Here is a 22,027-nt window from a genome sequence, read left to right as displayed (position 1 = left end):
CGTTACGCGGCGGGAATGCCGCGTTCCTTGCATTCGCGCAAGGTGTCTTCCGTTTCCATCACACGCAAACCCATCGGCCTTTGATCCGACAGCGTGAACGCGGCCCCGATCGTCAGCTTGCCATCCCGCGTGTCCTGCAGCGTGCGCACATGGCGGCCATATGCCTCGCCATTCCGCTTGGCCCAACCGGCCAGTGCGCAGGTGGCATACGAGAAGGCGATATCGGCGTCCACCCCCTTGCGCAGATTTGCCGTCACCTCGACAAGATCGCCGGACCCCTTCGGATCCAGGGACGCCACACGGACGCCCAGGAAATCCTCGGGGTCAAGTTCGGTGCCCTCGACCCAGCTTGGCAGTGCGGGCTGGGTCCGGGCCGCGAATTCCTCGAGCGCCTTTTCCTGCGCGGTCTGCCGCGGCGGCAGGTCTGCGGCAACCATCCCGCCCAGGTCCAGATCCAGGTTCGCGTTCAGCGCCATCAGATCGGCCTCGGTCACGGCGAAGGCGTCCTGCCCTTCCGGGCTGTCGAGCGCCATGGTCGTGACCTTGCCATCGGGTTCCAGGATCAGGATCTCGCCCGACTTGGTCGAGATGCGGGCCAGCGTCAGCGGTGCCTTGCCCGGCGCGGCGCCAGGGGTCGCGACCCTTGCCGTCATCGTGGCGGGCTTGGCCGGAGGGCGTTCGCCGCCGGCATCGCCTGCGCAGCCGGACAGGATCGCAGCCCCGGCAAGGGCTGCGACCGCGAACCGTGGCTGGCAGGACGCTGGCCGCATGGTGGTCACTCGGCCGCCATGGCGGGCGATTGCCTGCGGGCCGCCGCCATCCGCGACAACTCTCCCATCAGGGGCGAGGACCGGGCGATCGGATTCGTCAGATAGAAATCCGTGATCGCATAGCGGAACGTGGCCTTGCCCAGATCCAGCCGATCAAGCGGGCGCCATTCGTTTTCCGGCACCTGGTCGATCATCGCCAGATGCGGCACGGCCTGCACCAACGCGCGACGCAGTTGCGTCAGGCTGTCCCAAGGCAGCGCCTGTCCCAATTCGGCGGACAGTGCGCGCAGGATCGCCCAGTTCTCCTTGGCCTCGCCAGGCGCAAAGTTCGCGCGAAGGGCCAGTTGCGGACGCCCCTCGGTGTTCACGAACAGGCCGTTTTCTTCCGTATAGCAGGCGGCGGGCAGGATGATATCGGCCCGATGCGCGCCGCGATCCCCGTGGCTGCCCTGATAGATCACGAAGGCACCCGGCGCGACATCCACCTCGTCCGCGCCGAGGTTGTAGATCACCTCGGCCCCGTCGATGGCCGCAGCCAGCCCGCCCTCGGTTACGGCGCTCACATCCATGGCGCCAACACGCGAAGCCGCGCTGTGCAGGATCATCAGCTTGCAGTCGTCCAGTTCGCAGATGCGCATGGCATTGGCCAGCACGGCTTCCCCATCCGCCTCGCGCAGGGCACCCTGGCCCACGATCACGATGCCCGGCGTGCCTGCGGTGGACTTGAGGTCGTCCTTGACCAGATGGGTCAGCGCGGCACGATCATTGCCGTGGTGGTGATAGTCATAGGTCAGATCGACCGGATCGCCGATCAGCGCGACCTGCGCGCCATGCGCCCAGGCCTTGCGGATGCGGGCGTTCAGGACGGGCGCTTCGTCACGCGGGTTGGTGCCGATCAGCAGGATGCGCTTCGCGCTGTCGATGTCGGCGATCGTCGCGTTGCCGACATAGGCGCCCCGGTTGCCCGCAGGCAGCCGCGCGCCATCGGTGCGGCATTCGACATTGCCGCCCAGACCCTGGACCAGTTGCTTCAGGCTGAACGCGGCCTCGACCGGGGCCAGATCGCCCACCAGACCGGCGACCTTGCGGCCCTTCATCGCAGCGGCCGCCGCCGACAGAGCCTCGGCCCAGGTGGCCGGGCGCAGCTTGCCGTTCTCGCGGATATAGGGCTTGTCCAGCCGCTGGCGGCGCAGCCCGTCCCAGACATAGCGGGTCTTGTCGCTGATCCACTCCTCGTTCACGTCGTCATGGTTGCGCGGCAGGATGCGCATGACCTCGCGCCCCTTCACGTCGATGCGGATGTTGCTGCCAAGCGCATCCATCACGTCGACGCTTTCGGTCTTGCGCAACTCCCAGGGCCGCGCACGGAAAGCATAGGGACGGCTGACCAAAGCGCCCACCGGGCACAGATCGACGATGTTGCCCTGCAGGTTGGAGGCCAGCGTCTCGTTCAGATAGCTGGTGATCTCGCTGTCCTCGCCGCGGCCCGTCTGGCCCATCTGGCTGATGCCCGCGACCTCGGTCGTGAAGCGCACGCAGCGGGTGCAGCTGATGCAGCGGGTCATGTGGGTTTCGACCAGCGGACCCAGGTTCAGTTCCTCGGCCGCGCGCTTGGGTTCGCGATAGCGGCTGAAGTCCACGCCGTAAGCCATTGCCTGGTCTTGCAGATCGCATTCGCCGCCCTGGTCGCAGATCGGGCAGTCCAGCGGATGGTTGATCAGCAGGAACTCCATCACGCCCTCGCGGGCCTTCTTGACCATGGGGCTGTTGGTGCGGATTTCCGACGGCGCGCCATCGGGGCCGGGGCGCAGATCCTTGACCTGCATGGCGCACGACGCGGCAGGCTTGGGCGGACCGCCCACCACCTCGACCAGGCACATCCGACAGTTGCCGGCAATCGACAGCCGTTCGTGATAGCAAAAGCGCGGGATCTCAATCCCCGCCATCTCGCAGGCCTGGATCAGGGTCAGGTTGGGATCGACCGCGATCTCAACATCGTCAATCTTGATTGTCCGCAAGTCGGCCATCGGTTTCTTCCTTACCTGGCAACCAGAAGCGATCCGGCGATCGTCTTCCGTTCTATCTCTTGCTGCCCCAGACGGCAGAACGTGTCGGGCTGGCCGTTCACCACCCCATTGGCGACCATATAGCGGTCGGCCTCGGCATAGATGCGACGACGCTCGTCCCTGCTGTCAAGGAAGGCGTCGATCTGCGATTCGCTGTAGCCCTGGTCCAGCGCATAACGCTTGAGCTTGCGGGCCTCGGAAAAGGCCCGGACCAGGCGCGCGTCAAGGGTCGGGCAGCCCTTGCGCAGAACGTCGGCCACACGCGCCTGAACCAGGCTGTCGTTGATATGGCGTTCCTGCGACAAGGGCGGCAGGGCGGCGGCAGGGCCCGTCAGGGCGGCAAGCGTGGCGATTGAAGCGAAGGCGGTGCGGATCATGGCAGGCGTCCTTGGTTGGTTGCGTCTTCCGACATAACCACCGGCGTGGACTTTCGCCCGACACGACCCCGCGACAGGGGCGTGATATGCCGCCCCTGCCCTCATTCCGCGGCCATCGCCCCCATGCGTCCGGTGCGCTTGGCCTTGATGCGGTCCTCGATCTCCTCGCGGAAATTGCGGATCAGGCCCTGGATCGGCCAAGCGGCGGCGTCGCCCAGGGCGCAGATGGTGTGGCCTTCGACCTGCTTGGTCACGTCGAACAGCATGTCGATTTCCTCGACCTCGGCATCGCCGCGCACCAGACGCTCCATCACGCGCATCATCCAGCCGGTGCCCTCGCGGCAGGGTGTGCACTGGCCGCAGCTTTCATGCTTGAAGAACTTGGACAGCCGCCAGATCGCCTTGATGATGTCGGTCTGCTGGTCCATCACGATCATGCAGGCGGTGCCGAAGGACGACCGCAGTTCCCGCATTCCGTCGTAATCCATGATGGCGTTTTCACACTGTTCCGCCGTCAGCACCGGACAAGAGGCGCCGCCGGGGATCACCGCCTTGAGGTTCTTCCAGCCGCCGCGGATGCCGCCGCCATGCTTCTCGATCAGCTCCTTCATGGGGATCGACATGGCTTCCTCGACCACGCAGGGCGTGTTGACATGCCCGGTCAGGCCGAACAGCTTGACGCCTGCGTTGTTCGGGCGGCCAAAGCCCGCAAACCATTCCGGGCCGCGCCGCAGCACCGTCGGGACCACCGCGATGGATTCCACGTTGTTCACGGTCGTCGGGCAGCCGTACAGACCCGCGCCCGCCGGGAAAGGCGGCTTCATGCGGGGCATGCCCTTCTTGCCTTCCAGGCTTTCCAGCAAGGCCGTTTCCTCGCCGCAGATATAGGCCCCGCCGCCGTGATGGAGGTAGATGTCGAAGTCCCAGCCGGATCCGGCGGCATTCGCGCCCAGCAGCCCTGCGTCATAGCATTCGTCGATCGCGGCCTGCAGGGCTTCCTTTTCGCGGATGAACTCGCCCCGGATATAGATATAGGCCGCATGCGCGCCCATGGCGAAGCTGGCGATCAGCGCGCCTTCGATCAGCGTATGCGGATCGTGGCGCATGATCTCGCGGTCCTTGCAGGTCGCGGGTTCGGATTCGTCGGCGTTGATGACCAGATAGGACGGGCGGCCGTCCGATTCCTTGGGCATGAAGGACCACTTGAGGCCGGTCGGAAAGCCCGCGCCCCCCCGGCCGCGCAGCCCGGATGCCTTCACCTGTTCCACGATCTTGTCGCGGCCACGGGCAAGGATCTCGGCCGTGCCGTCCCAGTGGCCGCGCTTGCGTGCGCCCGCCAGGCTACGGTCGCCCATCCCGTAGAGGTTGGTAAAAATGCGATCCTGATCTTTCAGCATCCTGTTCTCAATCCTCTCATCCGGGCGTCAGGACTTCCTGCGCCGCCAGATACGCCAGGTCACGATCAGCGACCAGACAAAAGCTCCGATGGCGGCCAGATCCGCCAGATAGGCCCATTTCCCGGCCCAGTCGTAATAACTGCCAAGCGCCTGGACCAGCAGCCACAGGCCCATGGCGCCGGCGATCACAAGGGCCGCCAGCCGCATCTCGCCCGCATCACGATCCTGCCCTGTTCCGCGCATCGCCTTCCCCGTGGCCTATCGGTCCGTCGTCTCGTCCTTCTGTTCCGCTTCCTCGATCCCCCGGATACCGGCGGGATTGCGGTCCGAAACGGGACGCGCGGCAGATGCAGCCTGCGCCTCCTGCTCGGTTATGCCGGTCGCATCCGCAGGCACGCCTTCCGAAGGGCGCGGTTCGGCTTCCGGCGCGCTATCCACGCCGGTCCGGTCGTCCACGGCGGCTTTGGGGTTGCGCAGCCATTTGGTCAGGATCGGCACCTCGGTCCCGTCGATCCGCTTGACCGTCTCGCCGATGTCGCGCGCCAGGGCGGCGCTTGCGTTCAGCGGGTCGCCCTGCCCCTTCAGGTCGGCAAGCGCGATCGGACCACCCAGAGGCTCGGACGAATAGCGGCCGTTCTGCGGGCCGGGCAGCGGCACCTGACCGGCCGAGAAGGCGTCGATCAGTTCTTCCAGCTTCGCGGGCGTCAGATCCTCGTAATAATCCTTGCCGATCTGGGCCATGGGCGCATTGGTGCAGGCACCCAGGCACTCGACCTCTTCCCAGCTGAACCGGCCATCGGCGGACAAGGTATGCGGTGTCGGCGCGATCTTGCGCTTGCAGACCTCGATCAGATCCTCGGCCCCGCAGATCATGCAGGTCGTGGTGCCGCAAATCTGGATATTCGCAATGCTGCCAACAGGCTGCAGCTGGAACATGAAGTAGAATGTAGCCACTTCAAGCGCCCTGATATAGGGCATCCCCAGCAGTTCGGCGCAGTATTCGATGGCAGGCCGCGACAGCCAGCCTTCCTGTTCCTGCGCGCGCCACAAAACCGGGATGATCGCCGATTGCTGGCGGCCTTCCGGGTATTTGGTCATCTGGGCATAGGCCCATTCCAGGTTGGCGGGCGTGAATGCGAAGCTGTCCGGCTGAACCGGCGAAAGACGGCGGAGCATCAGCGGTCAACCTCTCCGAACACGATATCAAGGGTGGCGATCAGGGCGGGCACGTCGGCCAGAAGATGGCCCTTGGCCAGGAAGTCCATGGCCTGAAGATGCCCAAAGCCCGGCGCGCGCAGCTTGGCGCGATAGGGTTTGTTGGTCCCGTCGCTGACCAGATAAACGCCGAATTCGCCCTTGGGGGCCTCGACCGCGGCATAAGCCTCGCCTGCGGGAACGCGGAAGCCTTCGGTGTAAAGCTTGAAATGGTGGATCAGGCTTTCCATGTCGCGCTTCATCTCTCCGCGCCGAGGCGGGGTCAGCTTGCCGCGCGCCAGCACGTCGCCCACGGGTTCTGCCCGCAGCTTCTGAATGGCCTGCTTCATGATGCTGGTCGATTCCCGCATTTCCTGCATGCGGATCAGATAGCGGTCATAGCTGTCGCCATTCCGGCCGACCGGGATCTTGAAGTCGAATTCGTCATAGCATTCATAGGGCTGAGAGCGACGCAGGTCCCATGCCAAGCCCGAACCGCGCGCCATGACCCCGGAAAAGCCCCAGTCCAGCGCGTCCTGTTCGGTGGCAATGCCGATGCCGACCAGACGCTGCTTGAAGATCCGGTTCTCGGTCAGAAGCGTATCCAGGTCGTCCAGAAGCTTGGGGAAACGGTCGCACCAAGCGTCGAGGTCGTCGATCAGATCCGGCGGCAGGTCCTGGTGAACGCCGCCCGGACGGAAATAGTTGGCGTGCAGGCGCGACCCGCTGGCGCGTTCATAGAAGATCATCAGATCCTCGCGCGCCTCGAAGCCCCACAAGGGCGGCGTCAGGGCGCCCACGTCCATCGCCCCCGTGGTCACGCCCAGAAGGTGGTTCAGGATCCGCCCGATTTCGGCATACAGGACCCGGATCAGGCTGGCGCGGCGCGGCACGACCGTGCCGGTCAGACGCTCGATCACCAGGCACCAGGCATGTTCCTGGTTCATGGGCGAGACATAGTCCAGCCGGTCGAAATAGGGCAGGTTCTGCAGGTAAGTCCTGCTTTCCATCAGCTTTTCGGTGCCGCGATGCAGCAGGCCGATATGCGGGTCGGCGCGTTCGACGACCTCGCCATCCAGTTCCAGCACCATGCGCAGCACGCCATGCGCCGCCGGGTGCTGGGGACCGAAGTTGATGTTGAAGTTGCGGATCTTCTGTTCGCCGACCAGGGTGTCGGCGGAACCATCGTCGTACTGGTTGGTGCGGATATCGCCGTCCATGGCCTTACCCCTTGGTCTTTTCGTCGCCGGGCAGCACGTATTTTGCGCCCTCCCACGGCGAAAGGAAGTCGAACTGGCGGTATTCCTGCGTCAGGCGCACGGGCTCATAGATCACCCGCTTCTCGGACTCGTCATAGCGAACCTCGACATAGCCGGTGGTCGGGAAGTCCTTGCGCAGGGGGAAGCCGCTGAAGCCGTAATCGGTCAGGATGCGGCGCAGGTCCGGGTGGCCCGAGAACAGGATCCCGAACATGTCGAAGGTTTCGCGTTCCAGCCAGTTGGCGCAGGGGTGGATGCGCGTGATCGACGGCACGACTTCATCCTCGCGGATGGCGACCTTCACGCGGATCCGCTGGTTCTGGTACATGGACAGCAGGTGCCACACCATGTCGAACCGCTGCACCCGTTCGGGATGATCAACGGCGGTGATGTCGATCAGGGTCGAGAAACGGCAGCTGCTGTCGCTGCGCAGAAACTCGATCAGGTCCACGATGCTGGACAGCGTCGAGGTCACGGTCAGCTCGCCGAAGGCGACGGTCGCATCCAGAACCTGGTCCCCGCAGCGCAGGCGAAGATGGTCGGCAAGCTGTTCCAGCGCGTCGATGTCGGGATAGACGGCCATGACTTACCTCACCAGCGTGCCGGTGCGCCGGATCCGGCGCTGGAGTTGCAGGATGCCATAAAGCAGCGCCTCGGCCGTCGGCGGGCAGCCGGGGACATAGATGTCCACGGGCACGATCCGGTCCACGCCGCGCACCACCGAATAGCTGTAATGGTAATAGCCGCCGCCGTTGGCGCAGCTTCCCATGCTGATGACATAGCGCGGCTCGGGCATCTGGTCATAGACCTTGCGGACCGCCGGGGCCATCTTGTTGGTCACGGTGCCCGCGACGATCATCAGGTCCGACTGGCGCGGGGACGCGCGCGGCGCCGTGCCGAAGCGTTCCACGTCATAGCGCGGCATCGAGGTATGCATCATCTCGACCGCGCAGCAGGCCAGACCGAAGGTCATCCAGTGCAGCGAGCCGTTGCGCGCCCAGTTGATGACGTCTTCGGTCTTGGTCAGCAGGAAACCCTTGTCCTGCAATTCCTGGTTCAGCGCGGCGGTCGCGACCTCACGGTCGGGACCGGCGGTATTCATTCCGGTCATCACGCCCATTCAAGCGCACCTTTCTTCCATTCATAGGCAAAGCCCACGGTCAACACGGCCAGGAACACCATCATCGACCAGAAGGCCACGTCCGACAGGCCCGCGAAGCTGACCGCCCAGGGGAACAGGAAGGCCACTTCGAGGTCGAAGATGATGAACAGGATCGACACCAGATAGAAGCGCACGTCGAACTTCATCCGCGCGTCGTCGAAGGCGTTGAAGCCGCATTCATAGGCGCTGACCTTTTCCGGGTCCGGGTTGCGCACGGCGACGACAACGGCCGCAAGGATCAGGATCAGTGCCAGCGCCGAGGCCATTCCCGCGAAAACGAGGATCGGCAGATAGTCCTGGAGCAAGGTTTCCACGGGCAAGTTTCCCTTGTCGGCCGCGGAAAAGCTGTGGCTGCCCGCGACGGGTTAGCTAGGCGTCCGTTTAGACCTGTGGGCCAGCGGGGTCAACGGGCGGCAAACCCTGCCTCAGGTGCAATTCGCGGCGCTTCAACATTGGCTGCAAGGCGATACGGAAAGTCGCTTCCCGGTCGCCTGTCGCTCAGATGGTTCCCGGCGGCCCCGGTTTCAAGACGTCCAATGACAGCCACGGGGACGTGATCCATCAAAAAAGGCAGCCCCGAAAGGCTGCCTTCTGTCGCAGGATGAGACCGAAGGATTACATCCCCGCAGCCTGGCAATCGGCCAGCGTGATGACCTCCATGTTGATCGTGCCCGAGAACTGGTCGGCGTCCTGGTTGCCTTCCAGCCCGGTCGTCGCGGTGGCCGTGTTGTCGGAAGCCGTCGCAGCCATGGCCGGGTCGGGCGAGTCGTTGTCCTGGTTGCCTTCGTTGCCCGTGGTCGGCTGTGCGCCGTCCATGGTGCCGGCATCCGTGTCGGGGGTGGCTCCAGCCACCGAATCGTTGTCCGCATTGCCGGAATTGCCGGCGTCGCCGCCCGGCTCGGTCGCGCTGGTGGCCTGATCGTCCGAACCCATGGCCAGGGTCCGGCAATGTTCGGCAACGGCAGCCATGTCGGCTTCGCTGATTTCCTGCGTCCCCACCATCGTCTGCGCAAAGGCGGTGGAGCCAAAGCCAAGGGCGGCCGCGATCGCCAGCGGCGCGGTAAGCGATTTGATAGACATACCTTCCTCCGTTACGTTCAAAAAGGGTGCATTGGCGAACCAACCTCTTGACGAACAACTTGTTCCGTTCGCGCCCCTACACGACATCGTTGACGACCTGGCCAGAACCCGGATGACGCACCGGGCATTTCGGTTCTTCGGGCGCGTCTCGGACCAAGCGCCCATGGCTTGCCGGCCGGACTTGCCAAACCTTCTCCAACAAACAGCCTCGGGGACGTAGCCCGTGGATGCGCCGGAGCAGATGATGGAAGATCCCAGCCTTGCGGAAAACGCCCTGGACGATCTTGGCGGGCAGCTGGATCGCCGCAGGGCGGAATTCGACGAGCTGAATGCGCGCCACGGCACCTTGATGGAACGCCACGAGACCGCCGAACGGCAGTTGAAGACATTCGCCAACCAGCAGGAACAGGAACAGGCGGAAAGACAGGAACTGTCGATCGCCCTGAACGATCCCACTGTGGCGTCGCTGCGCATGGTGGACCTGATCGGCAGGGTTCAGGAAGCCTCTGCCCTCTCGCAGGAAGAAAAGGCAAGGGCGGACAGGCTTTCCGCCGCACTGGCCAAGGCCGTAGAGACATGCGACAGCCTGGAGGCCCAGTCGAGCAGACTTTCGGCGGAACGCGCGCGTCTTGCGGCCGACTTGACGGCGGCACGGCAGGCTGAACAGAAGCTGCGTTCCGAACGTGACGGCCTTGCAGCGGATTGCCAGCGGCTGACGGCCGAGCGCGACCAGGCCCGCGCCGAGGCAAGCCAGTGCGAGGCTGCGTTCCTGGCAAGCACGTCGTGGCGGGTGACGGCGCCGCTTCGGTTCGTATCGCGGCTGGTCCGGCGCGGCAGGCAGGCATCCTGATCTTCGACCCGCGCATGGCGACCATGCGTTGCACTGGACCGGCGAAGCGGTTATTTCTGGCCGAACCGCGACCGAAAGGACATGCCTTGCGCGATCTTCGGATTCCCGACCAGCGACACCCGGAAAAGGCCCATCGGCCCGATCAGGAACAGCCCAAGAAGCCTGCCTGGATCCGCGTGAAGGCGCCGACCTCGGAAGGCTACAAGCGCACGCGCGACATCATGAAGGACAACCGCCTGTCCACCGTCTGCGAGGAAGCGGGCTGCCCGAACGTGGGGGAATGCTGGTCGCAGGGCCACGCCACCATGATGATCATGGGCGAAATCTGCACGCGCGGCTGCACCTTCTGCAACGTCGCCACCGGCAAGCCGAACGCGCTTGACGTGTTCGAACCGGGCCGGGTGGCCCATGCCGTGCAGAAGCTGGGGCTGAAGCATGTGGTCATCACCAGCGTGGATCGCGACGATCTGGACGACGGCGGGGCGGACCACTTCGCCCAGACGATCCGCGCCATCCGCCACCGCAGCCCCGATTCCACGATCGAGGTGCTGGTGCCCGACTTCCTGAAGTCGAAACCGGGATCAGTGGAAATCGTGGTCGAGGCGCGTCCGGACGTCTTCAACCACAACCTGGAAACCGTTCCCGCGCTTTACCCCACCGTCCGCCCCGGCGCGCGCTATTTCCATTCGCTGCGGCTGTTGCAGAAGGTCAAGGAACTGGACCCGGCGATGTTCACCAAGTCGGGCATCATGGTCGGCCTGGGCGAGGATCGCGGCAGCGTGCTGCAGGTCATGGACGACATGCGCGCGGCCGACATCGACTTCATGACCATCGGCCAGTACCTGCAACCCACGCCCAAGCACCACCGCGTTGACCGCTTCGTCACCCCCGAGGAATTCGCGGGCTATGAAAAGGCGGCCTATGGCAAGGGCTTCCTGATGGTCTCGGCCACGCCGCTGACGCGGTCGTCCTATCACGCGGGCGACGATTTTGCGCGGCTGCGCGACGCCCGCCTGCGGAAACTGGGCCGCGCGTGACCCCCCTTGCAAAGACGCCTGCCCCGCGCTAGGGCAGGCACAGAAGGCCCGAGTGACGGAATGGTAGACGTAGCGGATTCAAAATCCGCCGCCGCAAGGCATGTCGGTTCGAGTCCGACCTCGGGTACCAGCCTTTCCTGAAAATCAAGGTGGGAAGGGCCGCAAGATGCGGCCCCTGGTGCTTCAATGCGCCTTTCTGCGCAGTCGCGCATTCCGCGCCCACATGTTCAATCCCTCGACAATGGCCGAGAAGGCCATCGCGGCATAGATATAGCCTTTCGGGACATGGACGCCGAAGCCTTCGGCGATCAGCGTCGTGCCGATCAGCAGCAGGAAGGACAGCGCCAGCATCACGATGGTCGGGTTCTTGCCGATGAAGGTCGCCAGCGGATTGGCGGCCAGCAGCATCACGGTCACGGCGGTGACGACGGCCACGACCATGATCTCGACATGGGGGGTCATGCCGACGGCGGTGATGATGCTGTCGATGGAAAACACCAGATCCAGGATCAGGATCTGCACGATGGCGCTGCCGAAACCGATGGCTGCCGTGCCGACGATGGTGTCCTCGTGATCGACGGGATCGACGTGGTGGTGGATTTCCTTTGTGGCCTTCCAGACCAGGAACAGGCCGCCCAGGATCAGGATGATGTCCTTCCAGGAAAGCTCGTTGCCCAGGATGGTGACCACCGGCTGCGTCAGTTGCACGATCCAGGCAATCGTCGCCAGAAGGCCAAGCCGCATGATCAGCGCCAGCCCGATCCCGATCTTGCGGGCACGTTCGCGCTGATGTTCCGGCAACTTGTTCGACAGGATCGAGATGAACAGCAGGTTGTCGATCCCCAGCACCACCTCCATCACCACAAGGGTTCCCAGCGCCACCCAGGCTTCGGGTTGCTGTGTAAGGGCGATGATGTCCTGCATGGGGATTTCCTGATGTGAAGACGATGGATGGCAAAGCCGAAATGGAAGGTTCGGTTCCATCCCCTGCCCTGCGGCGACGCCTTTGCGGCCTTGCAGCCATCGCTGTCAAGCCATGCGGACAAGGGCTTGGAAGCGGCCTGTCCTATCCCGCCATCACCCGTTCCGCCGCCTGGACGAGGATCCCGGCCAGATCGTCGAACCAGCCGCCTGCCGGGGTCGTGGCACGGCGAAGCAGCAACACTTCTCGGCAGGGCTGGGGATCGGGAAAGGCCACTGTCACAAGGCCGGGGGCAGCGGCGCATTCCTGATGGGCGGCCAGCCGGGGTAGGAATGTCAGCCCCATTCCCTGCGCGGCAAGACGGCAGAGGGTGGGCAGCGATGCAGCCCCCAGATCCAGCCGCGCGCTGCGGCGGCCCAGACCGCACACCTCCAGCGCCTGGTCACCAAGGCAATGGCCTTCGTCCAGAAGCAGCAACTGGCCGGGATCCAGATCGCGCGGCTCGGGACAGAGCGTGCCCAGACGGGCGATGCGGTCCTGGCTGCCCGCCAGCAGGAACGGGTCGGTGAACAGCGGAACGGCAGCGAGTTCGTCGGAATCCGGTGGCGTCGCCACGACCGCCGCATCCAGTCGCCCCTGGGACAATTCCTCGATCAGCCGGTCTGTCTGGGCTTCCCGCAGATGCAGGTCGCGGCCGATGTCGCGGGCGCGCAGGATCGGCAGCGCCTCGGGCAGCAGATACGGCGCCACGGTCGGGATCATGCCCAGCATCAGCCGCCCGCCCCGCCCCGGCTGGCGCATCGCCTGGTCCAGCCCGGCCATTGCCGCCATGACGCGCCGTGCATGAAGCTCCAGCGCCCGGCCCTGGGGGGTCAGCACCACCCCCGAAGGCGTCCGTTCCACGACGGGGTTGCCGACCTCATCCTCCAGCGCGCGGATCTGCATGGATAATGCGGGCTGGGTGACATGCATCATTTCGGCCGCGCGGGTGAAATGCCCCTGTTCGGCCAAAGCCAGGAAGTACCGCAACTGGCGCAAGGTAAGGTTCATCAGCGGTCCTTATGGATGTGATCGCCAGATCCGATTTCCCTTTATTTCAAGGTGATGCCAAAAGCAACCAAATCCACTTCAAGGAGCCGCAGCATGAGCCAGGATACCCTTCGCCCCAGGATGACCACCACCGCAGGCGCGCCGATCGCCTCGAACCAGCATACCGAAACTGCGGGCGATCGTGGTCCGGTGCTGATGCAGGACTATCAGCTTCTGGAAAAGCTGGCCCACCAGAACCGCGAGCGGATCCCGGAACGCGTCGTCCATGCCAAGGGCTGGGGGGCCTTTGGCACCTTCACCGTGACCCATGACATCACGCAATACAGCTGCGCCTCGATCTTCGGGGCGGTCGGCAAGACCACCCCGATGCTGGCGCGCTTTTCCACCGTGGCGGGCGAAATGGGCGCGGCCGACCACGAACGCGACGTGCGCGGCTTTGCGCTGAAATTCTATACCGACGAAGGCAACTGGGATCTGGTGGGCAACAACACGCCCGTCTTCTTCGTGCGCGACCCGCTGAAGTTCCCGGACTTCATCCACACCCAGAAGCGCCATCCCCGCACCAACCTGCGCAGCGCCACGGCGATGTGGGATTTCTGGGGCCAGGTGCCCGAATCGCTGCACCAGGTCACCATCCTGATGTCCGACCGCGGGTTGCCGCAGGATCCGACCTTCATGGATGGCTTTGGCAGCCACACCTATTCCTTCTGGAACAAGGACGGCGAACGCTTCTGGGTCAAGTTCCATTTCAAGACCCAGCAGGGCCACCGCCACTACACCAACGGCGAGGCCGCCGAGATCATCGGCCACACCCGCGAAGGCTATCAGGAGGCGCTGTTCGGCAAGATCGAGCGGGGCGAGTTCCCCCGCTGGACGATGTATGTCCAGATCATGCCCGAGTTGGACGCCGAAAAGACGCCCTATGATCCCTTCGACCTGACCAAGGTCTGGCCGCATGGGGATTATCCGCTGATCGAGGTCGGCCAGTTCGAACTGAACCGCAACGCCGACAACTATTTCGCGCAGATCGAGCAGGCGGCCTTCAGCCCGTCCAACAAGGTGCGCGGCATTGGCTACAGCCCCGACAAGATGCTGCAGGCCCGCGTCTTCAGCTATGCCGACGCGCATCGCTATCGCCTTGGCACGCATTACGAACATCTGCCGGTGAACGCGCCGAAATGCCCGGTGCATCATTACCACAAGGACGGGCAGATGAACTTCTTCGGCCAGGTGACGGGCAACACGGATGCCTATTACGAGCCGAACAGCCGGGGCGGCGCCGTCGAGGATCCGTCCTTCGCCGAACCGCCGCTGCGCTTGTCCGGCGTGGCCGCGCGCCAGCCGCATCGCCAGTTGATCGACGATTACGAACAGCCCCGCGCGCTGCATGACCGGGTGCTGAACGACGAGGAACGGGCGCGGCTTTACAAGAACATCGCCGCTGCCATGGAAGGCGCGGACGAGGATGTTCTGGAACGGGTGCTTGTGCACTTCGAGCGGATCAGCCCGGCTTACGCGGCAGGGATCCGTGCCGCGCGCGCGGAAAAGGCGGCGCATCGCCATGCTGCCGAATGATCCTTCGGACGCGTTTTGTTAACCAGTGACCTGTTATGAAAGGGGCGCCCGAGTGGCGCCCCTCTTTTCTTTATCCGATCAGACGCGATCCGCTGCCATAGGTTTCCTGATAATGCCGTTCCAGCCGCATCAGCGCCAAACGCAGCACGATCTTTCCCGACCTGGCCGACCACCCCAGGCGGCGTTCGGTCAATTCGATGCCTTCCAGAAAGCAGCAGACGCGCAGGACGATGTCGCCCATGCCGGGACCAAGATCGCGCAGGGCCATCGCCACCCTGTCGCGCGCCGATTCCGATCCGCCGCGATATCCCCCGCCGCTGCGGCTGACATCGATGCCCGAAGTCATGAAGCCGGTCCAGTTCTGCGTGACGCGCGGACCCATCTGCGCCAGTTCGAAATCCTCGCGCAGGCGTTCGCCGGCGGCGACCATGCCGGGCGACAGGAAGGGTTTCCCCGCCCCATCGCGGCGGCGCGCCAGCAGCAGAAGCGGGCTTTCCGCGATGTTGACGCGGGTGCGGCGACGGCGGCCATCCTCGGGGTCTTCGATGACCCGCTTTTCCCAGACGCGATGACGGTCGGCATGATCGAAGGCCGCAGGCGCCTCGGCCATGCCGGGGGCATTGTCGTTGGCGACGGGACTTGCGTCGGTGAAATCGGCGGGACCGGGCACCGCCTTGCGCTGCCGGGGCGAACGCAGCATCGCGCGCAGGGCATCCCGCCCTGCAGGGGCGATCGCGTAACGCTGAACCCGTCCCGGCGCGGCCGAGGGCGTCACCCAGCCCTTCAGGGCCATGGTTTCGGCGATCCAGCGTTCAAGAACCGCCGTTCGGATGTCGTCGCGGCTGATGATGGCCTTGTCCATCCCATCGGCCGTCACCAGGACTGCCCCCGGCTCGGCCAGCCGCCGCAACAGGCGCAGCGCCTGGCGTTCGTCCAGCTTGCGCGGGCTTTCGGCGATCTCGGTCAGGGCGCCGTCGATCAGGGGGTCGTCGCGCCGCGCCTCGAACCGGCGGATGCACCGCAGGATGGTCGACGCGTGGCAGCCTTCCAACCGGGCCAGGGCGCGGATCGACTGGCCTCCCTCGACATGGCGAAGGTAAAGCCTTGCATCATCCGGCAGGTCGCTGGCGGGGGTGTCTATGGCCTCGGTCGGCGAACGGTGCTCCGCGGCTAGGCTGTCGATGGCGAAATCACCGGTCAAAAGCGTCATGTCTTGTCCCTTGTCATCCTTAGGCAGCTTAAGGAACTTAACTACCTTGGGTTGCGTTAAGCGTGGTTAATGGAACGGCTGATATTCAGCAGATAGCCGCAACATTCCCTAACAAACCCTAAAGATGCGTTGCCTCAGCGCACGCTGCGTCAACGCGGCAGGCAACACCCGTCCAAGTTGTGTGAAGCTGGTCGCACCAACTTGAATGGGACAGTTCTGAAATGAGCTACATGTCGAACGTGATCGCCTTCCGCCCCCGCCCCGTGGCCGAACCGCTGCGCCGCCCGCGTTGCCTGATCCGCGCGGCGCGCGAAGGCCAGGCCGGATGGAAGCGCGATCGTGACCTGAAACGGCTGCTTCGCACCGACCGCTGCCCCGCGCCGGGCGCCGCCCTGCCGCGCCTGCGGGCGGAAGAGGCCCTGCTGAACGATGCCCGTCTGCAACGCGCGGCGGAATACGACATGCACCGGCACGTTCTGCTGATGATCGCCATCCTGGCCGAAATGCGCGCCGCAGTCGCGGATGCCCCCGTGGCGGTCAGGTCGGCCGCGCAGATGGGGGCGGCGATGCTGGCGCAGGTGGGCGCGGCGATCAGCGGCCCCGGAACAGCGATCCCAGCACGCCCCTGACGATGGCTTGGCCCGATTTCGTGCCAAGCTGCCGCGCCAGGCTCTTGCCGAATGTTTCCACGATCGAATCGCTGCGGGACGACCGGGTGCGCCCTTCGTCCCGTGGCTTGTAACGGCGCGCGTTGCGGTATTCATCCCGCGTCATGTCGAACAGCGCATCGTTTTCCCGGGCCTCGGCCTCGGCGCGCGCCACGGCCCTTGCAGCCTCCTCTGCCTTCCGGGCCAGCATCTCGTGGGCCGAATCGCGGTCCACGGCCTGACCATATTTCAGGCCCATGGGGGATGCGTTCATGATTTGGGCCCGTTCGGCATCGCTGATGGGGCCAAGGCTGCTGAAGGGCGGACGAATCAGCGTCCGCTGCACCACGCCTGGCACGCCCTTGGCTTCCAGGAGCGAGGTGACGGCCTCGCCGGTGCCGACGTTCTGGATGGCATCCGCCGTGTCGAAATCGGGATTGGCGCGATAGTTCTGGGCCGCCATGCGCAGGGCCTTCTGGTCCTTGGCGGTAAAGGCGCGCAGCGCGTGCTGGATGCGGTTGCCAAGCTGCCCCAGGATCGCATCGGGAATGTCCGTCGGGTTCTGGCTGACGAACCAGACGCTGACCCCCTTTGACCGGATCAGCCGCGCAACCTGTTCGACTTTCTCGATCAGTGCCTTGGGCGCGTCGTCGAACAGCAGATGCGCCTCGTCGAAGAAGAAGGCGATGCGCGGGCGGTCGGGGTCGCCGACTTCGGGCAGTTGCTCGAACAGTTCGGACAACAGCCACAACAGGAAGGTCGCATAAAGCCGGGGCGACTGCATCAGCTTGTCGGCCGCCAGGATGTTGATCATCCCTTTCCCCGAGGCATCCTGACGGATGAGGTCTGCCAGTTCCAGCGCAGGTTCCCCGAACAGGCTGTCGCCGCCCTGGTTTTCCAGAACCAGCAAGGCCCGCTGGATCGCGCCCACGCTGGCCGTGCTGACATTGCCATAGCGCAGCGACAGGTCGGCGGCGTTCTGGCCGACCCAGACCAGCATCGCCTGCAAGTCCTTCAGATCCAGCAGCGCCAGCCCCTGTTCATCGGCCACACGGAAGGCAATGTTCATCACCCCTTCCTGCACATCCGTCAGGTCCATCAGGCGCGACAGCAGCAGCGGCCCCATCTCGGCCGGAGTGGTGCGGACAGGGTGGCCCGACTTGCCCCAGACATCCCAGAAGGTCACGGGGAAAGCCTGATACGCCAAGGAAATGCCGATCTGCGAGGCCCGTTCCGAAAAGGCCTGGTGCAGCTTACCATCCGCACTGCCTGCGCGCGACAATCCGGCCAGATCGCCCTTCACATCGGCCAGAAACACCGGAACGCCCGCAAGCGACAGCGACTCGGCCAGGGTTTGCAGGGTCACGGTCTTGCCGGTGCCGGTCGCGCCCGCGATCAGCCCGTGACGGTTGGCATATTTCAGCAGCAGGGTTTGCGGGCTGGCATGGCCCGCGCCGCCGCCACCCACGAAGACCGTGTTCGCCTGGCCGTCCACCACATCCGCCATCGCCGCCCCCGCCTGCTGTTGCGCCGCAGAGCGATGCGGCGTCCGCCGTGACAATACAATGTTAACCCCTTCATGCCAGTATCAGAATCGTTCTGCATCAGGGTCGTCGATGCGTGAACCTTCCTCCCTGTTGGACTGCCGCGCCTTCGGGCGCGGCTTTTTTTGTGATGGGGCCCATGTCACGGAACTGTTGACTGATCACGGCGGCGCGACTAGCGTGCGGATCAATGATGACCGGCCAGTCCGGCAGGGAGAGGGGCGCCATCAGGCGCTGGGGTCGTGGTTCATGCCGCGACCCTTTTTATTCCCACGGTCTGCCGATGCAGCCAAGGCATGACATTCAGCGCCGAAGATCGCCGGAACGCGGGTCAAGCCATGGTGAACGGGCCATTCCCGTTGCCGCCTGACAAACCCCGCGGGACATGCTAGGCCCCGCCAACGCATTGAGCAAAGGGACGAAACAACCATGCCAATCAAACCTTCGCAGGCGGCCCTGGCGGCACTTGCCCTGATCGCGGCCCCAGCCTTCGCGCAGGACGGCACCGCGCCAGCCACGCCCGAAACCGCGCCCGCCGAGACGCCCGCCGAGGCGCCCGCGTCCCCGGCACCCGCCACGGACGCCCCTGCAGCAGCCACCGACGCCCCTGCGGCGGATGCGCCCGCGACGGCCACGGATTCGCCCGCGGCCGAAACCGCCCCGGCGGCCAATGCCGAGCCCCAGGCCGGGCAGTATTACGTCAAGGAAACCCACCAGGACTGGACGACCCGCTGCCTGAAGGCCGAACAGGGCAAGGATCCCTGCGAGCTGTACCAGTTGCTGAAGGACGGCGACGGAAACTCGGTCGCCGAGATGACCATGATCCCGCTGCGCAACAGCGAGGTTGCGGCCGGGGCGACGCTGGTGGCACCGCTTGAAACCGATCTGGTGCAGGGCCTTGGCTTCGCGGTCGGCACGGCCGAGCCGCGCGGCTATCCCTTCAACTTCTGCGCCCCGGTCGGCTGCGTGTCCCGCATGGGTTTCACCCAGGCTGAACTGGACGGGATGAAGCGGGGCGCGAATGCCACGGTGACCTTGCTGCCCTTCGGCGCCGACCGCGAGAACCCGGTGCGCCTGACGCTGTCCTTGTCGGGCTTCACCGCAGCCTTCGACGCCCTGAGCGCCTATGCCGAGGCCGCTGCCGCCGAGGCTCCGGCGGAAGAAGCGCCGGCCAACTGACCTTCCAAAACCCTTCGAACCGCGCCCTTCATCCAAGGGCGCGGTTTTCCCTTGCCTAGACCCGGCGCAGCGCGATCACGGCGTTCAGCCCGCCGAAGGCGAAGGCATTGGACAGGACCGCATCGACCCTTGCCTCGCGCGCCTCGTTCGGGACCACGTCCAAGCCGCATTCGGGATCGGCTTCCTGATAGCCGATGGTGGGCGCGATCACGCCGTCGCGCAGGGCCATGATGCAGGCCAGCAATTCCACCGCCCCCGTGCCGCCGATGATATGTCCGTGCATGGCCTTGGTTGACGAAATCATCAGCCGGTCGGCGTGGTGGCCAAAGGCATGGGCCACGGCGGCGCATTCCGTCTTGTCGTTCGCCGCCGTCCCGGTGCCATGCGCGTTGATATAGCCCACGTCCTCCGGGTTCAGGCCGGCATCGTGCAGCGCAGCGGTGATCGCGCGTTCCGCCCCCTGGGCCGAAGGCATGACGATGTCCTGCGCGTCGGACGACATGGCAAAGCCCACCACCTCGGCCAGGATGTCGGCCCCCCGCGTGCAGGCGTGTTCGTAATCCTCGAAGACGAAGACGCCCGCGCCCTCGCCCTGAACCATGCCGTTGCGGTTGGCGCTGAAGGGGCGACAGGCGTCCTTGGACATCACGCGCAGCCCTTCCCAGGCCTTGACGCCGCCGAAGCACAGCATCGCCTCGGATCCGCCGGTCAGCATGACCTGCGCGCCGCCAGACCGCACCATCTGGAACGCAAGGCCCATCGCATGATTGGAACTGGCGCAAGCCGTGGCGACCGTGAAGGCCGGGCCGCGCAGCCCGAATTCCATGCTGACATGGCTGGCGGCGGCGTTGTTCATCAGCTTCGGCACCACGAAGGGATGGACGCGGTTCTTCCCTTCCTCATAGACGGTGCGATAGTTTTCGTCCCAAGTGTTCAGCCCGCCGCCGGCCGTGCCCAGCACCACCCCGGACCGCAGCCCGATGGCGCCTTGGAAATCCAGCCCTGACTGGGCGACCGCCTGCTTGGCCGCCAGCAGCGCGAACTGGGTGAACTTGTCGTAAAGCAGGATTTGCTGGCGGTTGAAGTAATCCTCGGCCCGCCAGTCATGGATCTGGGCGCCGATCTGGATCGACAGCCGGTCCACGTCGCGGAAATCAAGCTGGCTGATGCCGCAGCGCCCTTCCCTGAACGCCTCCATCGTGGTCGGCACGTCATGGCCAAGGGCGTTGATCGTGCCCGCGCCGGTGATGACGACGCGCCGCACTCCATTCGGCCCTTCCACGCCCGCCTGGGCCGCTGCGGCCTTCGCCCCTGGTTTCCGCGAATTCATGCGGCCTTCTGCGCCACCAGCCGTTCGACCGCCGCCATGATCGTCCCCATGTTCGAGATGTCGAATTCCGACCTTTCGGGTTCGTTGGCGTTGAACGGGATCGAGATGTCGAACTCCTCCTCGATCGCGAAGATCGATTCCACCAGGCCCAGGCTGTCGATGCCCAGGTCCTGCGGGGTGGAATTCTCGGTGATCTGGTCGGGTTCCAGCATAGCCTGTTCGGCGATGATGGCCCGGATGCGGTCTCTGATCTGGTCGGTCATGAAGCCTCCTGCTCAGCCCTTTTCCAACAATCGTGTAACAGTTTCCTGAAGGCGCGCCAGTTGCTCGGCGAAGCGCGGCAGGCGGCGGATGGCCTTCTGGATCTCCATCTGGGTCTCCATCTTGACCGCCGGATTGCCCAGGATCACACGGCCCGCCGGAACGCGGGTGAAGATCTTGCTGGCCCCGCCCGCGATCACGTCGTCGCCCACGTCGATGTTGTCGTTGACGCCGACCTTGCCGGCCAACACGACCCGGTTGCCGATGCGTGCCGATCCCGCGACGCCCACCTGCGAACACAAGAGGCAGTCGTCCCCCACGGTGACATTGTGGCCCAGCATGACAAGGTTGTCGATCTTGGTGCCGTTGCCCACACGCGTCGCGCGGATGGTGCCGCGATCGATGGTGGAATTGGCGCCGATCTCGACGTCGTCGCCGATCTCGACCCCGCCCAGCGAATGAATCCGCGTCCAGTGCTGCTGCTTGATCGCATCGCGGCTGCCCAGGGTGCGGCGGATTTCCTCGATGCCGGATTCCTCCGGGGTGACGAAGGAAAAGCCGTCGCCGCCGATGACGGCGTTCGACTGGACGATCAGCCGGTGGCCCGCCGTGACGCCATGGGCGATGCGCACGCCCGCGTTCAGCAGGACATCGTCACCCAGCCGCGATCCGCGCCCGATGCTGACATGCGGCCCGATCCGTGCGCCCCGCCCGATCGTCACATCCGCGCCGATCACAACAAAGGGACCGACTGCCGCACCCTCGCCCAGACGGGCCGAGGGGTCGATGACCGCCGTCGGATGAATGCCGGGGGCGATGTCGGGGCCGGGATCGAAGGCGCGGGTCAGCCCCGCCATCAGCAGACGGGGACGCGGCGCGAAGATCGCCGCCTTCAAGCCATAGGCCTGGGGATCCATCCCTTCGGCCAGGATCGCCATGCTGCCGGGTTGCAGGGCGGTCGCGTATTTGGGCGACATGGCCAGGGCGATCACACCCCCTTCCGGCCCCACGGGACCGGTCGCCTGCGGCTCGGCCGCGCCGGTTACCTTCAGATCCAGATCGCCCCAGCCCTGCGCATCCAGGGCTTGCGCCAGTTCGCGGATGGTGATTGCCATGA

At 65.1% G+C, this 22,027-nt stretch carries 23 protein-coding genes and 1 tRNA gene; 6 read left to right on the top strand and 18 right to left on the bottom strand.

Going from position 1 to position 22,027, the window contains the following annotated elements; genetic code table 11:
• Nucleotides 1-2: 2 nt before the first annotated feature.
• The 11 genes from IEX25_RS04450 to IEX25_RS04400 form a co-directional block, all read right to left on the bottom strand.
• Nucleotides 3-770, bottom strand: a complete 768-nt coding sequence (locus IEX25_RS04450) for a YNQ4 family lipoprotein (protein WP_188714189.1) — start codon at nt 768-770, stop codon at nt 3-5.
• A gap of 5 nt (nt 771-775) precedes the next feature.
• Nucleotides 776-2,797, bottom strand: coding sequence for an NADH-quinone oxidoreductase subunit NuoG (gene nuoG / locus IEX25_RS04445; protein WP_188714188.1), 2,022 nt, complete (start codon nt 2,795-2,797; stop codon nt 776-778).
• Nucleotides 2,798-2,808: 11 nt separating this feature from the next.
• Nucleotides 2,809-3,213 carry a DUF5333 domain-containing protein gene (locus tag IEX25_RS04440; RefSeq protein WP_188714187.1) on the bottom strand — a complete coding sequence of 135 codons (405 nt, stop codon included), beginning with the start codon at nt 3,211-3,213 and terminating at the stop codon, nt 2,809-2,811.
• 101 nt (nt 3,214-3,314) lie between these two features.
• Nucleotides 3,315-4,610: an NADH-quinone oxidoreductase subunit NuoF gene (gene nuoF / locus IEX25_RS04435; RefSeq protein ID WP_188714186.1), complete on the bottom strand. Its 1,296-nt coding sequence runs from the start codon at nt 4,608-4,610 to the stop codon at nt 3,315-3,317.
• Nucleotides 4,611-4,637: 27 nt separating this feature from the next.
• Nucleotides 4,638-4,853: a DUF5337 domain-containing protein gene (locus IEX25_RS04430; RefSeq protein ID WP_188714185.1), complete on the bottom strand. Its 216-nt coding sequence runs from the start codon at nt 4,851-4,853 to the stop codon at nt 4,638-4,640.
• Nucleotides 4,854-4,868: 15 nt separating this feature from the next.
• Nucleotides 4,869-5,786 (bottom strand): NADH-quinone oxidoreductase subunit NuoE, encoded by a 918-nt coding sequence (gene nuoE / locus IEX25_RS04425; protein WP_188714184.1) that lies wholly within the window; start codon nt 5,784-5,786, stop codon nt 4,869-4,871.
• Complete coding sequence (locus IEX25_RS04420) at nt 5,786-7,024, bottom strand: NADH-quinone oxidoreductase subunit D (RefSeq protein ID WP_188714183.1); 1,239 nt, start codon at nt 7,022-7,024, stop codon at nt 5,786-5,788. Before IEX25_RS04420 ends, nuoE begins: the two co-directional genes overlap by 1 nt.
• Nucleotides 7,025-7,028: 4 nt before the next feature.
• The gene (locus IEX25_RS04415) at nt 7,029-7,646 is read right to left on the bottom strand and encodes an NADH-quinone oxidoreductase subunit C (protein WP_103173189.1); all 618 of its coding nucleotides are present in this window, start codon (nt 7,644-7,646) and stop codon (nt 7,029-7,031) included.
• A gap of 3 nt (nt 7,647-7,649) precedes the next feature.
• Nucleotides 7,650-8,183 (bottom strand): NuoB/complex I 20 kDa subunit family protein, encoded by a 534-nt coding sequence (locus IEX25_RS04410; RefSeq protein ID WP_103173190.1) that lies wholly within the window; start codon nt 8,181-8,183, stop codon nt 7,650-7,652.
• Entirely contained in the window at nt 8,174-8,539 is a 366-nt protein-coding gene (locus tag IEX25_RS04405; protein WP_103173238.1) for an NADH-quinone oxidoreductase subunit A, read from the bottom strand. Before IEX25_RS04405 ends, IEX25_RS04410 begins: the two co-directional genes overlap by 10 nt.
• Nucleotides 8,540-8,840: 301 nt before the next feature.
• Nucleotides 8,841-9,305 carry a hypothetical protein gene (locus tag IEX25_RS04400; RefSeq protein WP_188714182.1) on the bottom strand — a complete coding sequence of 155 codons (465 nt, stop codon included), beginning with the start codon at nt 9,303-9,305 and terminating at the stop codon, nt 8,841-8,843.
• A gap of 244 nt (nt 9,306-9,549) precedes the next feature.
• Here IEX25_RS04400 and IEX25_RS04395 point away from each other — a divergent pair, with 244 nt between their 5' ends.
• The 3 genes from IEX25_RS04395 to IEX25_RS04385 all read left to right on the top strand — a co-directional run bounded on the left by IEX25_RS04395 (nt 9,550) and on the right by IEX25_RS04385 (nt 11,322).
• Nucleotides 9,550-10,155, top strand: a complete 606-nt coding sequence (locus IEX25_RS04395) for a hypothetical protein (RefSeq protein ID WP_188714181.1) — start codon at nt 9,550-9,552, stop codon at nt 10,153-10,155.
• 23 nt (nt 10,156-10,178) lie between these two features.
• Nucleotides 10,179-11,192: a lipoyl synthase gene (lipA, locus tag IEX25_RS04390; RefSeq protein WP_370463833.1), complete on the top strand. Its 1,014-nt coding sequence runs from the start codon at nt 10,179-10,181 to the stop codon at nt 11,190-11,192.
• A 46-nt stretch (nt 11,193-11,238) separates the two neighbouring features.
• Nucleotides 11,239-11,322 (top strand) — tRNA-Leu (locus IEX25_RS04385).
• A 53-nt stretch (nt 11,323-11,375) separates the two neighbouring features.
• Here IEX25_RS04385 and IEX25_RS04380 read toward each other — a convergent pair.
• Entirely contained in the window at nt 11,376-12,116 is a 741-nt protein-coding gene (locus tag IEX25_RS04380) for a TerC family protein (RefSeq protein ID WP_103173194.1), read from the bottom strand.
• Between the two features lie 142 nt (nt 12,117-12,258).
• Entirely contained in the window at nt 12,259-13,164 is a 906-nt protein-coding gene (locus tag IEX25_RS04375) for a hydrogen peroxide-inducible genes activator (protein WP_103173195.1), read from the bottom strand.
• 93 nt (nt 13,165-13,257) lie between these two features.
• Here IEX25_RS04375 and IEX25_RS04370 point away from each other — a divergent pair, with 93 nt between their 5' ends.
• Entirely contained in the window at nt 13,258-14,739 is a 1,482-nt protein-coding gene (locus IEX25_RS04370) for a catalase (protein WP_188714180.1), read from the top strand.
• A 70-nt stretch (nt 14,740-14,809) separates the two neighbouring features.
• Here IEX25_RS04370 and IEX25_RS04365 read toward each other — a convergent pair whose 3' ends face one another.
• Nucleotides 14,810-15,949, bottom strand: coding sequence for a DUF6456 domain-containing protein (locus tag IEX25_RS04365; protein WP_229665037.1), 1,140 nt, complete (start codon nt 15,947-15,949; stop codon nt 14,810-14,812).
• A gap of 221 nt (nt 15,950-16,170) precedes the next feature.
• Between IEX25_RS04365 and IEX25_RS04360 the strand changes: the two genes are divergently transcribed.
• Nucleotides 16,171-16,578, top strand: a complete 408-nt coding sequence (locus IEX25_RS04360) for a DUF6477 family protein (RefSeq protein WP_188714179.1) — start codon at nt 16,171-16,173, stop codon at nt 16,576-16,578.
• Here the strand turns inward: IEX25_RS04360 and IEX25_RS04355 are convergent.
• A complete protein-coding gene (locus tag IEX25_RS04355) occupies nt 16,541-18,103 on the bottom strand; it encodes a helicase HerA-like domain-containing protein (RefSeq protein ID WP_188714329.1) in 1,563 nt (520 codons plus the stop codon). The genes IEX25_RS04360 and IEX25_RS04355 overlap by 38 nt on opposite strands.
• Nucleotides 18,104-18,569: 466 nt before the next feature.
• On the opposite strand from IEX25_RS04355, the gene IEX25_RS04350 reads away from it, so the two are divergent.
• Entirely contained in the window at nt 18,570-19,319 is a 750-nt protein-coding gene (locus tag IEX25_RS04350) for an invasion associated locus B family protein (RefSeq protein ID WP_188714178.1), read from the top strand.
• Between the two features lie 55 nt (nt 19,320-19,374).
• On the opposite strand, the gene IEX25_RS04345 is transcribed toward IEX25_RS04350, so the two are convergent.
• The 3 genes from IEX25_RS04345 to IEX25_RS04335 all read right to left on the bottom strand — a co-directional run bounded on the left by IEX25_RS04345 (nt 19,375) and on the right by IEX25_RS04335 (nt 22,025).
• Nucleotides 19,375-20,583 (bottom strand): beta-ketoacyl-[acyl-carrier-protein] synthase family protein, encoded by a 1,209-nt coding sequence (locus IEX25_RS04345; RefSeq protein ID WP_188714328.1) that lies wholly within the window; start codon nt 20,581-20,583, stop codon nt 19,375-19,377.
• Nucleotides 20,584-20,645: 62 nt separating this feature from the next.
• Nucleotides 20,646-20,912, bottom strand: coding sequence for an acyl carrier protein (locus tag IEX25_RS04340; protein ID WP_103173200.1), 267 nt, complete (start codon nt 20,910-20,912; stop codon nt 20,646-20,648).
• 12 nt (nt 20,913-20,924) lie between these two features.
• Nucleotides 20,925-22,025: a UDP-3-O-(3-hydroxymyristoyl)glucosamine N-acyltransferase gene (locus IEX25_RS04335; protein ID WP_188714177.1), complete on the bottom strand. Its 1,101-nt coding sequence runs from the start codon at nt 22,023-22,025 to the stop codon at nt 20,925-20,927.
• Nucleotides 22,026-22,027: the final 2 nt, after the last annotated feature.

The sequence above is a fragment of the Paracoccus acridae genome, from assembly GCF_014642735.1.
Lineage (GTDB): Bacteria > Pseudomonadota > Alphaproteobacteria > Rhodobacterales > Rhodobacteraceae > Paracoccus > Paracoccus acridae.
This window is presented reverse-complemented; position numbering and strand designations above follow the sequence as displayed.

What these genes read in the sequence shown, in the direction of transcription:
- IEX25_RS04450 (WP_188714189.1), bottom strand. Translation starts at nt 770, where the DNA reads ATGCGGCCAGCGTCCTGCCAGCCACGGTTCGCGGTCGCAGCCCTTGCC.
- nuoG (WP_188714188.1), bottom strand. Translation starts at nt 2,797, where the DNA reads ATGGCCGACTTGCGGACAATCAAGATTGACGATGTTGAGATCGCGGTC.
- IEX25_RS04440 (WP_188714187.1), bottom strand. Translation starts at nt 3,213, where the DNA reads ATGATCCGCACCGCCTTCGCTTCAATCGCCACGCTTGCCGCCCTGACG.
- nuoF (WP_188714186.1), bottom strand. Translation starts at nt 4,610, where the DNA reads ATGCTGAAAGATCAGGATCGCATTTTTACCAACCTCTACGGGATGGGC.
- IEX25_RS04430 (WP_188714185.1), bottom strand. Translation starts at nt 4,853, where the DNA reads ATGCGCGGAACAGGGCAGGATCGTGATGCGGGCGAGATGCGGCTGGCG.
- nuoE (WP_188714184.1), bottom strand. Translation starts at nt 5,786, where the DNA reads ATGCTCCGCCGTCTTTCGCCGGTTCAGCCGGACAGCTTCGCATTCACG.
- IEX25_RS04420 (WP_188714183.1), bottom strand. Translation starts at nt 7,024, where the DNA reads ATGGACGGCGATATCCGCACCAACCAGTACGACGATGGTTCCGCCGAC.
- IEX25_RS04415 (WP_103173189.1), bottom strand. Translation starts at nt 7,646, where the DNA reads ATGGCCGTCTATCCCGACATCGACGCGCTGGAACAGCTTGCCGACCAT.
- IEX25_RS04410 (WP_103173190.1), bottom strand. Translation starts at nt 8,183, where the DNA reads ATGGGCGTGATGACCGGAATGAATACCGCCGGTCCCGACCGTGAGGTC.
- IEX25_RS04400 (WP_188714182.1), bottom strand. Translation starts at nt 9,305, where the DNA reads ATGTCTATCAAATCGCTTACCGCGCCGCTGGCGATCGCGGCCGCCCTT.
- IEX25_RS04395 (WP_188714181.1), top strand. Translation starts at nt 9,550, where the DNA reads ATGGAAGATCCCAGCCTTGCGGAAAACGCCCTGGACGATCTTGGCGGG.
- lipA (WP_370463833.1), top strand. Translation starts at nt 10,179, where the DNA reads ATGCGTTGCACTGGACCGGCGAAGCGGTTATTTCTGGCCGAACCGCGA.
- IEX25_RS04380 (WP_103173194.1), bottom strand. Translation starts at nt 12,116, where the DNA reads ATGCAGGACATCATCGCCCTTACACAGCAACCCGAAGCCTGGGTGGCG.
- IEX25_RS04375 (WP_103173195.1), bottom strand. Translation starts at nt 13,164, where the DNA reads ATGAACCTTACCTTGCGCCAGTTGCGGTACTTCCTGGCTTTGGCCGAA.
- IEX25_RS04370 (WP_188714180.1), top strand. Translation starts at nt 13,258, where the DNA reads ATGAGCCAGGATACCCTTCGCCCCAGGATGACCACCACCGCAGGCGCG.
- IEX25_RS04365 (WP_229665037.1), bottom strand. Translation starts at nt 15,949, where the DNA reads ATGACGCTTTTGACCGGTGATTTCGCCATCGACAGCCTAGCCGCGGAG.
- IEX25_RS04360 (WP_188714179.1), top strand. Translation starts at nt 16,171, where the DNA reads ATGAGCTACATGTCGAACGTGATCGCCTTCCGCCCCCGCCCCGTGGCC.
- IEX25_RS04355 (WP_188714329.1), bottom strand. Translation starts at nt 18,103, where the DNA reads ATGGCGGATGTGGTGGACGGCCAGGCGAACACGGTCTTCGTGGGTGGC.
- IEX25_RS04350 (WP_188714178.1), top strand. Translation starts at nt 18,570, where the DNA reads ATGCCAATCAAACCTTCGCAGGCGGCCCTGGCGGCACTTGCCCTGATC.
- IEX25_RS04340 (WP_103173200.1), bottom strand. Translation starts at nt 20,912, where the DNA reads ATGACCGACCAGATCAGAGACCGCATCCGGGCCATCATCGCCGAACAG.
- IEX25_RS04335 (WP_188714177.1), bottom strand. Translation starts at nt 22,025, where the DNA reads ATGGCAATCACCATCCGCGAACTGGCGCAAGCCCTGGATGCGCAGGGC.